Raw genomic sequence first — 10512 nt, 5'->3', positions numbered from 1 at the left:
GGCGGCGTGTTTGCCGTTGTTCCGTGTCAGTGGTGGCGCATTATAGGGAGTTATTCCGGCCTGACAAGAGGAAATTTAAAATAATTTTCTGACCGCGCACTTTTTCAGCAAAAGCCCCGTTAATGTGCCATAAAACAAGCAATTTGCCGTTTTTGCAACCGTAATCACACTTCCTGGTGGCATACTAAGGAGGAATAAAAAGAAAAAGGAAGATTAGTAATGCCTTTAAGCGCACAACAGTTAGCTGCACAGAAAAACCTTTCGTATGTTCTGGCTGAGAAGCTGGCGCAACGCATCTTAAAAGGTGAATATGAACCCGGCACCATTTTGCCTAGTGAGATTGAGCTGGGCGAGCAATTTGGAGTGAGTCGTACAGCGGTACGCGAAGCGGTCAAAACGTTAACGGCAAAAGGGATGGTTTTACCGCGACCGCGAATTGGTACCCGGGTCATGCCACAATCAAACTGGAATTTTCTTGATCAGGAATTGCTTACCTGGTGGATGACAGAAGAGAACTTTCATCAGGTCATCGATCACTTTCTGGTTATGCGTATCTGTCTGGAGCCGCAAGCCTGCCTACTGGCAGCAACGGTTGGCACCGCGGAACAGAAGGCGCATCTCAATACGTTAATGGCCGAAATGGCGGCATTAAAAAAGAACTTTCGCCGTGAACGCTGGATCGAAGTCGATATGGCCTGGCATGAGCATATCTATGAAATGAGCGCCAATCCGTTTTTGACCTCATTCGCCTCGCTATTCCATTCGGTTTATCACACTTACTTCACGTCAATTACCAGCGACACAGTGATAAAGCTGGATCTGCACCAGGCGATTGTCGATGCGATTATCCAAAGCGATGGCGACGCGGCATTTAAAGCTTGTCAGGCGCTGCTACGCTCACCTGATAAGTGATAACCCGATAACAGGACATTGAATGAGCGATAAAAAGAAGCGTAGTATGGCGGGTTTGCCGTGGATCGCGGCGATGGCCTTCTTCATGCAGGCACTTGATGCCACTATTCTGAATACCGCCTTACCCGCAATCGCTCATAGCCTTAATCGTTCTCCTCTCGCAATGCAATCAGCCATCATCAGTTATACGCTGACGGTGGCGATGTTTATTCCGGTAAGCGGATGGCTAGCCGATCGCTTCGGTACGCGTCGCATTTTTACCCTTGCCGTGAGTCTGTTCACGTTGGGTTCTCTGGCCTGCGCACTTTCTAATTCGCTACCACAGCTGGTTGTCTTCCGGGTTATTCAGGGGATAGGCGGCGCAATGATGATGCCTGTTGCTCGGCTGGCCTTACTGCGTGCTTATCCTCGTAATGAACTTCTTCCTGTATTGAATTTTGTCGCCATGCCGGGTCTGGTGGGGCCAATTTTAGGCCCCGTTCTTGGCGGCGTGCTGGTCACCTGGGCAACCTGGCACTGGATATTTTTAATCAATATCCCCATAGGTATTGCGGGCCTTCTTTACGCGCGCAAACATATGCCCAATTTCACCACCGCACGACGCAGATTCGATATCACTGGCTTTTTGCTGTTTGGCCTCAGCCTTGTTCTCTTCTCAAGCGGAATAGAGCTATTCGGGGAAAAGATTGTCGCCAGCTGGATTGCCTTGACGGTAATTGTCACCAGCATCGGGTTACTGCTTCTCTATATTCTCCATGCGCGACACACGCCAAACCCATTAATTTCATTAGATTTATTTAAAACCCGCACTTTCTCGATCGGTATCGTAGGCAATATTGCAACCCGTCTGGGGACCGGTAGTGTACCGTTCCTTATGCCATTGATGTTACAGGTAGGATTTGGTTATCAGGCGTTTATTGCCGGCTGTATGATGGCACCGACAGCGTTAGGTTCCATTATTGCAAAATCGATGGTTACCCAAGTCTTACGTCGTCTGGGCTATCGCCATACGTTAGTGGGGATCACGGTGATTATTGGGCTAATGATCGCTCAGTTCTCTTTGCAATCACCGGCAATGGCGATATGGATGCTGATCTTGCCGTTGTTTATATTAGGGATGGCTATGTCGACGCAATTTACCGCGATGAATACCATCACACTTGCCGATCTGACCGATGACAACGCCAGCAGCGGTAACAGTGTTCTGGCGGTCACGCAGCAACTGTCGATTAGTTTAGGCGTTGCTGTAAGTGCGGCCGTCCTTCGCGTTTATAAAGGGATGGAAGGCACAACGACTGTCGAACAATTCCACTATACGTTTATCACGATGGGCATTATTACTGTTGCTTCAGCAGCAATGTTCATGCTTCTGAAAACAACCGATGGTAATAATTTGATCAAAAGACAGCGTAAATCTAAGCCGAACCGCGTTCCATCAGAATCGGAGTAAGTTGTAATCGTTGTTGCTGAAGGGTCGGCTGGGTTATCCGATGGATGAGTACATCAATCGCCAGCTCCCCCAGTTCATCTTTCGGTTGGTGGATAGTGGTTAATGGTGGCGTCATAAAGCTTGCCAGTTCGATATCGTCATAGCCAATCACCGCGATATCCTGCGGAACCTGTAACTCTGCCTGATATAACGCCTGGTAAACGCCAACAGCCATAGCGTCATTTCCGGTAAAGACGGCCTGAGGACGCAGCGGATGTGATAACAGTTGGCGCATGGCGTCAAACCCGCCGTTAAATTCAAAATCACCAGTGACTTCATAGCCATCAGGAATGTTGAGACCCGCACGTTTCATCGCCGCCCGATAACCTTCCAACCGCAGGCGCGCCGGAGTTTTATCCAGCGGACCGGTAATACAGGCGATACGGGTATGACCTTTATCGATCAGATATTGCGTTGCTAAGTCTCCGCCCAGCAACGAGTTATCCTGAATAAGATCGCTGTCGCCATCGAACGGAGCCCAGTCCATCATCACAGTAGGCACTGTCGGATAACGTTGCATGATTTCACGCGAAGGTTGATGCGTTTCGGTGCACAGTAACAGCAAGCCATCAACGCGTTTTTGCATCAGCGTTTCCAGATTGCGATTCATCCGCTGTTCATCGCCTTCGGTATTGCAAAGGACGAGACTATAACCGCGTTCGAAGCAGCTGCGTTCAACGCCACGCACCAGTTCTGAATAGAAAGGATTGGTACTGGCAGTGATCAACATGCCAATGGTATGTGTTTGATTGAGTTTGAGGCTACGCGCCAGGGCTGATGGCGCGTAATTGAGTTCTTTAATCGCCGCTTCAACTTTGGCGGTAATCGCTTCACTGACGAAGCGATCTTTATTGATAACGTGAGAAACTGTTGAGGTAGAAACGCCCGCCAGGCGGGAAACATCTTTCATTGTAGCCAAGCGTCACCTCTGCCTGTCTAAAAATACGTCGATCTCTTCACGCCACGGTACGGAAGGTTGTGCGCCTTTACGTGTTACGGCAATCGCAGCTGCAGCATGGGCAAACCGAATCGCCTCTGGCAATGGTTTTTCTTCCAGCAACGCCGTGATTAACGCGCCGTTAAAGGTATCTCCGGCAGCAATGGTATCGACAGCCTGCACCCGGAATCCAGGAACGCGCTGACCTTCACCATTCACGCTAGCCCATACACCACGACTTCCTAAAGTAATCAGTACAGTACGGATACCTTTTTCATGCAGTACCTGCGCCGCCTTCGCTGCATCTTCATCATTTTCAACACGAATACCGGTGAGCTTTTCTGCTTCCGTTTCGTTTGGCGTAATAATGTCCACCAGCGCCAGCAGTTCGTCAGGAAGTTCGCGAGCCGGAGCCGGGTTAAGCGCAACGATAGTCTTATTTTGATGGGCGATTTTCGCCGCTGCCATCACACTTTCGAGTGGTGATTCCAGCTGCATTAATAATGCTGACGCGTTGGCAATACGCTCACGTTGCGCTTCCACCAGCGCCGGGGAAAGGGCAGCATTAGCGCCGGCATGAATACCGATGACATTCTCACCTTCGCCATTAACAAAAATCAGCGCCACACCTGTTGATTCACCTTTGATCACGCTGACCGGAGTAATATCAATGTTATCAGTGGCGAGCTGCTGGCGAACGCTCTCACCAATGCTGTCATCACCCGTACAGGCAATAAACGCGATATTCGCACCGCTACGCCCAGCAGCCACAGCCTGATTCGCGCCTTTGCCGCCAAATGCAACCTGATAGTGGTTACCGGTTACGGTTTCGCCTGGAGTAGGAAAAGATTGAAGATTAAGAATGTGGTCAGCATTAATGCTGCCAAGAACAACGAGGCTGCCTGCGTTTTGCATATTCGGGATGTCCATAAAATGCGCCACCGTGTTAGGGTGGCGCGTGCCCTGCTTTTCTTTATATTACACGTTCATCTGTCGATGACGTATTTATGTCACCATCAGGTCATACAACCTGATTAAAACTACTGCTTAACAACCAGTTTCAGATCAACCGGATACTTAGCCTGAACTTTCTCGCCTTTCAGCACTTTATCTGCGGTTTCGACGCCTTTCGCGCCAATCTGATCGGGTAGCTGAGCGATAGTCGCTGCTAGTTTGCCATCATTCACCGCTTTTTCGCCATCCGGTGTACCGTCAAATCCGACGACCATCACATCCGATTTACCGGCAGTTTGCAGTGCGCGCAGCGCGCCCAGCGCCATTTCATCATTCTGCGCGAATACAGCCTGAACATCCGGATGAGCGGTCAACAGGTTCTGCATTACGTTCAAACCTTTAGTGCGATCAAAATCTGCTGGCTGGCAAGAACATTAAACTTGTGAGCAGCAACGGCCTGCTGGAAGCCTTCGCCACGTTCACGGGCTGCGGATGAACCAGCAATGCCTTGCAGCTCGATAACTTTGGCACCTTCACCCGCTTTCTTCGCGATGTAATCACCGGCGATTTTGCCACCCAGTACGTTATCAGAAGCAATGTGGCTCACCACTTCACCTTTCGTTGCCTGGCGGTCAAGAGTGATAACCGGGATGTTCGCCTGGTTAGCCATCTTCACAGCATTACCTACTGCGTCGGAGTCGGTCGGGTTAATCAGCAGAATTTTGGTGCCGCGAACGGTTAAGTCCTGCACGTTCGCCAGCTCTTTCGCCGGGTTGTTCTGGGAGTCCAGCACCACCAGGTTATAGCCAAGCTTATCCGCCTCTTTCTGCGCGCCATCTTTCAGCGATACAAAGAACGGGTTGTTAAGCGTGGAGACCACCAGCGCGATGGTGTCTTTTGCCATCGCATTCGCACTGACGGTGGCGCTTAGCGCAACAGCGGAAACCAGGGTAGCCAGTTTTTTCATGTTCATATTCAAGATGTCCTGTAGTCGTTATTACTGCTTTTTGTTGTCTACCAGCACCGCCAGCAAAATCACCACCGCTTTGACGATCATCTGGTAATAGGAGGAAACACCTAACAAATTCAATCCATTATTAAGGAAGCCAAGAATTAATGCGCCGATCAACGTCCCAACAATGCGACCTTTTCCGCCCGCCAGACTCGTACCGCCCAGAACCACCGCAGCAATAGCATCCAGCTCATAGCCAGTCCCCGCCGTGGGTTGTGCGGAGGAGAGACGCGCCACTTCAATGGTCCCGGCCAGCGATGCCAGCAGACCACAAAGAGAATAGACGATGATTTTGATTTTATTGACGTTGATACCAGAAAGACGCGTTGCCGCCCAGCGCGTAGATGTAACGCCCCAGACGCGTGTGATGCAGCATGTACCAGGCCGCGAGGAAGACAATCCCCATGATCCAGACTGGCGTCGGTACGCCCAGCGGACGACCAATACCAAACCAGCCAAACAGATCGGCGTTCTCAGTAAAGCCGGTATTCACTGGGCTACCGTTGGTATAAACCATGGTCACGCCGCGCAGTAAAAGCATCATAACCAGCGTAGCGATAAACGCCTGAACGCGACCTTTCGCTACAATCACCCCGGTTACCGCACCAATTGCGGCACCTAACGCGAGAGCAGCAGCGACAGCCACCAGCGCATTGACTTCAATGCCGACGATAGATGCAGCAACTGCGCCGGTTAGCGCCAACAGAGAACCTACAGACAAGTCGATGCCCGACGTCAGGATCACCAGCGTCATCCCGACCGCCATAATGGCGTTCACCGAGGTTTGCTGGAGAATATTGAATAAGTTATTGATGGTGAAAAAGTTCGGGCTTAACGTCGAGACAATCGCGATCAGCACCAGCAGAGCGATAAGCGATTTCTGCTCCATCAGCCACGCTTTCGTGAAATAACGGCGACCAGAGACAGTCTGGGTTGTCATTTTTTTACTCCTGATTCACGCGATTAAGCTTGCCCACAGCGGCAGCCATTAACACTTCCTGGGTGGCCTGCTCACGAGTAAATTCCCCGCTGAGATGCCCTTCATGCATGACGATGATGCGATCGCTCATGCCTAATACTTCTGGCATCTCCGATGATACCAGAATGATGCTCAAGCCATCGGCTTTGAACTGGTTAATCAGTTGATAGATCTCTTTTTTCGCGCCGACATCTACGCCACGGGTAGGTTCATCAAGGATCAACACTTTTTGCTGATTGCCACCGGAAAGCAGACCAATTGCCTGTTCCATCGACGGTGTTTTCACATTAAACAGACGAATGAAATCACTCACAGCCTACTGTTCATCGGCATGCTTCAAACTGCCGCCAGCGCGGCTGAAGTAGCGCAGCGCTGTCAGCGACATGTTCTCTTTTACTGACATGCCCAACACTAAACCGTCACGTTTACGGTCTTCGGAGATATACACAATGCCGTTTGCCAGGCCATCCTGCGGTGAACGGGTAACGACTTCATGCCCATCCAGGGTGACGTAACCGCTGGTGCGCGGTAGTGCGCCGTAGAGCACTTTCATCAGTTCGGTACGACCTGCGCCCATCAAACCAGAGACGCCAAGAATTTCGCCTTTGCGTAAAGTAAAAGAGACATCGTTAACGCCAGGTCCGCAGAGATTATCGACTTTCAGGCGGATATCTCCCGGCGCTTTGTCCAGGTGTGGATATTGATCTTCCAGCTTGCGACCCACCATCATCTCAATCAGCGAATCTTCGGTCAGTGATGCCACTTCGCGCTCAGCAATAAATTGCCCGTCACGAAAAACGGTAACGGCATCGCAAATCTCGAAGATTTCTTTCATGCGGTGGGAGATATAGACAATACCGCGGCCTTGCGATTTTAGTTCGCGGATGACGCGGAACAGGGATTCTGTTTCGGTATCGGTCAGCGCATCGGTCGGTTCATCCATAATGATGACTTTCGACTCAAAGCTCAGCACTTTGGCGATTTCAACCATTTGCTGGTCACCGATGGAAAGATCGCCCACCAGCTTGTCGCTTTTAAAGCGCAGGTTAAGTTTAGCCAGCAATTTATCCGCTTCGGCATACATGGTTTTCCAGTCAATTTTGCCAAAGCGATTAACAAACTCACGACCGAGGAAAATGTTTTCGGCAATGGTCAACTGCGGGATCAGGTTCAGTTCCTGATGGATAATCCCAATCCCGGCTTCCTGGGAAGATTTCGGCCCGGTAAATGTCGTTTCTTTCCCCAGCCATAAAAGCGTGCCGGCATCGCGAGCATAGATACCAGTAAGCACTTTCATCATGGTGGATTTACCCGCGCCGTTTTCGCCCACCAGCGCCATCACGCGGCCCGGATAGACATTTAACGCAGCGCCCGAGAGGGCTTTTACGCCCGGGAAGGCTTTATCGATGCCTTTAAGCTGAAGTAATGCTTCCATGACGGCCTCAGAACGTCACGCCAGCACAGAGAATGATATTCGCATACGGAGAACATTCTCCGCTGCGAATTACCGCCTGACTTTCTGCGGTTTGTTGTTTGAATTGTTCATGCGTGGTGTAACGAATTTCAATGGTATTTCCCTGGTGTTTTTGCAGCTGCTCAAGGTGAGTGAGCAACGTTTCGTGGAGTTGCGGATTATGTTGTTTGATCTCTTCCGCGATAATGGCAGCCTCGACCTGCATTTCATTTGTAACGACGCCCAGCACCTGCATAAAAGAAGGTACACCCTGGGTTAATGCCATATCGATACGCGTTGTACTTTTGGGGATGGGTAAACCAGCATCACACACCACCAGCGTATCGGTATGTCCCAGACGGGAGATCACCGATGAAATATCAGAATTAAGAACGGTGCCTTTTTTCATTTTTTTCTCCATCAGACGAACGTTCTGACCCGCAGTTTAATCCTGACTGAGTTGGGAAAACCATCGTGACGTTACGGAAATGTGATCAACCTCGAAACGTTTTACATGGTGATTAACCATGAAAACAAAAACGCCCCCTTATGGAGAAAGGAGGCGTCTGGCGTTAGATTTCGACCTGAGTACCCAGTTCGATAACCCTGTTTGGCGGGATTTCAAATTGATCTGGTGCACGCAGCGCATTACGTTGCAGCAGCAAGTACAGCTTGCCGCGCAGACGCAAATACCACGGGCGTTTGCCGAGGATCAACGACTCATGCGACATAAAGAAGGAGGTTTCCATCATCCGGCAACTTAATCCTTCCAGACCGCAGCGGTGGAAAACTTCTTCCACGTTTGGCGTTTCTCGCCAACCATAACTTGCCACCACGCGCCAGAAAGTGAGCGACAGTTGTTCAATCTGTACCCGACGGACATTATGGACATATGGCGCGTCTTCGGTACGCAGAGTTAACAAAATCACCCGCTCATGCAATACCTTGTTATGTTTAAGGTTATGCATCAGCGCAAAGGGAATGACGTTGATTGCACGCGACATATACACCGCGGTCCCGGGCACGCGAACAGGCGGTGATTTCTCCAGCGAAGCAATCATCGCTTCCAGAGAGTTACCATGTTCATGCATCCGCCGCAGCAAGCGGAAACGCTCGCTCTTCCAGGTGGTCATCACGATAAACATCACCGTACCGAGGCTCAATGGCAACCAACCGCCGGAGAGCAGTTTATCGAGGTTAGCGGTGAACAATGGAATATCGACACAAAGGAAAGCAATCAGGATCAGCGCAACAAAATACTTATTCCAGTGCCAGTTCTGACGTGCCACGGTAGTCGAGAGAATAGACGTCAGCACCATGGTTCCGGTCACCGCAATCCCGTACGCCGCCGCCAGGTTGCTGGAGTGCTCAAAGCTGACAATCACAATCACGACCGCGACATAGAGCATCCAGTTCACAAACGGAATATAGATTTGCCCTGACTCCATTTCGGAGGTGTGAATAATGCGCATCGGCGACAAATATCCCAGACGTACCGCCTGACGCGTCAATGAGAAGACGCCAGAGATAACCGCCTGCGAGGCAATTACCGTCGCCAGTGCGGCGATGATCAGCAGCGGGATCAGCGCCCAGTCCGGTGCCAACAGGAAGAACGGGTTCTTAATCGCTTCCGGGTTCTTTAACAACAGCGCCCCCTGACCGAAGTAATTAAGGGTCAAGGAAGGTAATACGACGGTGAACCACGCCAGGCGAATAGGGAACTTACCAAAGTGCCCCATATCAGCATACAGCGCCTCGACCCCCGTAATCGACAACACCACTGCCCCTAATGCAATAAAAGAAACCGTTTTGTATTCAAGGAAGAAATGCACCGCCCACATTGGATTCAGCGCATGCAGCACTTCCGGGTTAGCAATAATGCTACGTAACCCCAGTCCTGCCAGAATCAAAAACCAGGTCAGCATGATCGGCGCAAACAGCTTACCGACCATAGCCGTGCCATGTTTTTGAATCATAAATAATAAAGTGAGAACGATAATTGAGAGGGGAACTATCCAGGTATCCAGCTGCGGGGCGACGATTTCCAGACCTTCAATGGCTGACATCACCGAAATAGCGGGTGTTATGACGACTTCACCATAGAAAAAGCTGCCGCCGATTAGCCCCATAATCACCAGCATTGATGTGGTTCGTGCCGACGTATTACGCCCGGCAAGCGACATCAACGTCAGGATCCCCCCCTCACCGGCGTTATCTGCCCGCATCACGAAGGTGAGATATTTAATGGAAACCACAAAGATTAGCAGCCAGAAGATCAGCGATAAAAAGCCAAACACGGCATCGCGTTCAACGCCAAAACCAAACTGGCCGGACAAACATTCACGAAGTGTATATAACGGGCTGGTACCAATATCGCCGTAGACAACTCCAATCGCCGCGAGGGTAATCGCGGGCAATGATTGCTTATTATCAGTGCTCATAGACTAGTCTTTCGTTGAAATATGAAATGTGTGCTTAGTCCCTTGGCCCACAAAAAAGCGCACAGTATGCACGATTAACGGCAAAATCGTACTCCTAAATGCGGCCACATTAACCTGGCTCAAAGAAAAATACCCCCCCTTTGAGTAATGCCGATCAGTTAAGGATCAGTTGACCGATCCAGTGGCTGTGTAAGAATCCGGAAACGCTCACTTGTTTCCGGATTTTTTTATGCACATTGGACAGGCTCTTGATCTGGTATCCCGTTACGATTCTCTGCGTAACCCACTGACTTCTCTGGGGGATTACCTCGACCCCGAACTCATCTCTCGTTGCC

The 10512-nt window shown here is 50.4% G+C and carries 7 protein-coding genes and 3 pseudogenes; 3 read left to right on the top strand and 7 right to left on the bottom strand.

Going from position 1 to position 10512, the window contains the following annotated elements:
• The first annotated feature begins 219 nt into the window (after nt 1-219).
• Nucleotides 220-912: a FadR/GntR family transcriptional regulator gene (locus tag BFF42_RS03975; RefSeq protein ID WP_001131181.1), complete on the top strand. Its 693-nt coding sequence runs from the start codon at nt 220-222 to the stop codon at nt 910-912.
• A gap of 22 nt (nt 913-934) precedes the next feature.
• Complete coding sequence (gene mdtD, locus BFF42_RS03970; RefSeq protein WP_001280815.1) at nt 935-2362, top strand: multidrug transporter subunit MdtD; 1428 nt, start codon at nt 935-937, stop codon at nt 2360-2362.
• Here mdtD and rbsR read toward each other — a convergent pair.
• The 7 genes and pseudogenes from rbsR to kup all read right to left on the bottom strand — a co-directional run bounded on the left by rbsR (nt 2328) and on the right by kup (nt 10177).
• Nucleotides 2328-3320 (bottom strand): ribose operon transcriptional repressor RbsR, encoded by a 993-nt coding sequence (gene rbsR / locus BFF42_RS03965; RefSeq protein ID WP_000224501.1) that lies wholly within the window; start codon nt 3318-3320, stop codon nt 2328-2330. The two genes, mdtD and rbsR, sit on opposite strands and share 35 nt — an antisense overlap.
• A gap of 3 nt (nt 3321-3323) precedes the next feature.
• Nucleotides 3324-4253: a ribokinase gene (gene rbsK / locus BFF42_RS03960; RefSeq protein ID WP_012421436.1), complete on the bottom strand. Its 930-nt coding sequence runs from the start codon at nt 4251-4253 to the stop codon at nt 3324-3326.
• Between the two features lie 125 nt (nt 4254-4378).
• Nucleotides 4379-5265 (bottom strand): annotated as a pseudogene (rbsB, locus tag BFF42_RS03955) (ribose ABC transporter substrate-binding protein RbsB).
• A gap of 24 nt (nt 5266-5289) precedes the next feature.
• Nucleotides 5290-6244: pseudogene (gene rbsC, locus BFF42_RS03950) on the bottom strand (ribose ABC transporter permease).
• Between the two features lie 4 nt (nt 6245-6248).
• Nucleotides 6249-7718 (bottom strand): annotated as a pseudogene (rbsA, locus tag BFF42_RS03945) (ribose ABC transporter ATP-binding protein RbsA).
• Nucleotides 7719-7725: 7 nt separating this feature from the next.
• Nucleotides 7726-8145, bottom strand: coding sequence for a D-ribose pyranase (gene rbsD, locus BFF42_RS03940; protein WP_000715936.1), 420 nt, complete (start codon nt 8143-8145; stop codon nt 7726-7728).
• 163 nt (nt 8146-8308) lie between these two features.
• On the bottom strand, nt 8309-10177 hold the full coding sequence (gene kup, locus BFF42_RS03935; protein WP_000102317.1) for a low affinity potassium transporter Kup: 1869 nt from the start codon (nt 10175-10177) through the stop codon (nt 8309-8311).
• 211 nt (nt 10178-10388) lie between these two features.
• On the opposite strand from kup, the gene BFF42_RS27515 reads away from it, so the two are divergent.
• The coding region (locus BFF42_RS27515; protein ID WP_227894989.1) for a hypothetical protein at nt 10389-10512 on the top strand (124 nt) is incomplete at its 3' end.

It is taken from the genome of Shigella sp. FC1661 (assembly GCF_001712525.1).
Taxonomy (GTDB): domain Bacteria; phylum Pseudomonadota; class Gammaproteobacteria; order Enterobacterales; family Enterobacteriaceae; genus Escherichia; species Escherichia coli.
The sequence above is the reverse complement of the archived record's forward strand: the minus strand, read 5'-3'. Positions and strand labels throughout refer to the sequence as shown.

Excerpts from the sequence above, each read along its gene's own strand:
- BFF42_RS03975 (WP_001131181.1), top strand. The coding sequence starts at position 220 with ATGCCTTTAAGCGCACAACAGTTAGCTGCACAGAAAAACCTTTCGTAT.
- mdtD (WP_001280815.1), top strand. The coding sequence starts at position 935 with ATGAGCGATAAAAAGAAGCGTAGTATGGCGGGTTTGCCGTGGATCGCG.
- rbsK (WP_012421436.1), bottom strand. The coding sequence starts at position 4,253 with ATGCAAAACGCAGGCAGCCTCGTTGTTCTTGGCAGCATTAATGCTGAC.
- rbsD (WP_000715936.1), bottom strand. The coding sequence starts at position 8,145 with ATGAAAAAAGGCACCGTTCTTAATTCTGATATTTCATCGGTGATCTCC.
- kup (WP_000102317.1), bottom strand. The coding sequence starts at position 10,177 with ATGAGCACTGATAATAAGCAATCATTGCCCGCGATTACCCTCGCGGCG.